Genomic DNA, 1,629 nt, shown 5'->3' on the forward strand with positions numbered 1-1,629 from the left:
GCGTTAGCGGAGCACCGAAGCGAAGCGTAGTGCGGAATGCCCCGACCCTTGCGTCAGCAAGGGGCACGCCCAAAAAAGTAAAGTATTTTTCAGAATTATTATCTCCAAATGCTTTGTAATTTTGCTCTACATTATGAAGTCAGATAGAAGAAAGTTTTTGAAGCAGTGTATTTTAAGCACTTCTGTGCTTTTAGCGCCGAGCATATTGAGTGCCTGTAGAAACAAAAAAGACTATCAAACGGAATTAGAAATAGGTACGGTAGAAGAATTTGAGAAAGTCAGTTACAAAACTAGTGAATTGAATAACGTTCCTATTCTAACTTTGAAAAACGAAGAAGGAAAGTTTGAAACTTTTAGCTTAGAGTGCACGCACCAAGGTTGTATTGTAAGGTTTTTTGAGCAAAATAAGGAATTTAGGTGCCCATGCCATAAGGGGGTATACAACATTAAAGGGGAAGTAATCAAAGGACCTCCCCCCGCACCTTTGAAAAAATATGCAACCATTGTAAAAAATGGCAAGATTATTGTACTTGAACAGAGCATTTAATTTTGCTTTGCCTTGTACCTGCATTACAGTCCATTTTGGATAAAAAGAATGTTTCCCACTCGTATGTGGGAATGCAACTGTTCTACTATTTCCAACTCTCTTTACCTCACTTTTGACGATGGACCTATCCCTGAAGTTACGCCGTGGGTTTTAGATGTCCTAAAAAGTTACAACATAAAAGCTACCTTTTTTTGTGTAGGTAACAATGTAAAAAAATATCCTTATCTCTTAGAACGAATACATAAAGAGGGGCATCTAGTAGGTAACCATACCTACAACCATATAAGCGGTTTTGGTACGACAGTAAAAGATTATCTGAACGAAGTTTTACAAACACAAAATGTACTCAATCAGATTTTACCTTATTCCACACCTTATTTTAGACCACCTTACGGTAGAATTACACTTGCCCAAGCAAGACATATTTCCAAAACGCATAAAATTGTAATGTGGTCAGTTTTATCAGGGGATTTTGATACTGCACTTTCAGGAAATAAAGTTTTGTATAAGTCGTTGCAATACACTCAATCGGGCAAAATTATTGTATTTCATGACAGCCTTAAAGCCTTTCCACGATTGGAGTATGCTCTACCACGTTACATAGAAAGCTGTTTGAAATTAGGGTATCATTTTGATATTTTCAAACTTCCAATTTGTGATAGCGTTGGTGAGCATACAGAAAAGTGCAGCTTATACTAAATAAAGTCGATTGGCATGACAAGTTTGTGTGTTTTTTTTGTGATTTATTTTTTATATTTGTAATGGTTTCAAAAGATAAATTGTATGCCAACAGTTGAATTCAATGAAGTAACAGGCCCCCCTAAGCTTGTGTACGAAACATTGAACCGAAAAATTGGTGCATACAAAGCAAGGTATTCAATATTAAAAATAGGGATAACAGGTAGAAACCCGCAACAAAGGTTCAATGAACACTTACAATCTTTTAGGTGGAAAAGAATGGTTGTGATATACAAGACAAGAAGTATAAAGGTTGCGAACATGATTGAAGAATGGCTAGTTGAAAGACACTACGACGACATAATCAATTCGCGGCGGGGAGGAGGAAGCTATTTGTCGCCAAG

Annotated in this window: 3 protein-coding genes; all 3 read left to right on the forward strand. The window is 36.9% G+C overall.

The features are described from left to right. Window positions 1–133 precede the first annotated feature (133 nt). On the forward strand, window positions 134–547 hold the full coding sequence (locus NZ519_13840; protein ID MCS7029835.1) for a Rieske (2Fe-2S) protein: 414 nt from the start codon (window positions 134–136) through the stop codon (window positions 545–547). A 12-nt stretch (window positions 548–559) separates the two neighbouring features. Next, entirely contained in the window at window positions 560–1,246 is a 687-nt protein-coding gene (locus NZ519_13845; GenBank protein MCS7029836.1) for a polysaccharide deacetylase family protein, read from the forward strand. 84 nt (window positions 1,247–1,330) lie between these two features. Beyond that, the coding region (locus NZ519_13850; protein MCS7029837.1) for a hypothetical protein at window positions 1,331–1,629 on the forward strand (299 nt) is incomplete at its 3' end.

Source organism: Bacteroidia bacterium, assembly GCA_025056095.1.
In the GTDB taxonomy this organism is placed as follows: Bacteria; Bacteroidota; Bacteroidia; order JANWVE01; family JANWVE01; genus JANWVE01.

Excerpts from the sequence above, each read along its gene's own strand:
- NZ519_13840 (MCS7029835.1), top strand. The coding sequence starts at position 134 with ATGAAGTCAGATAGAAGAAAGTTTTTGAAGCAGTGTATTTTAAGCACT.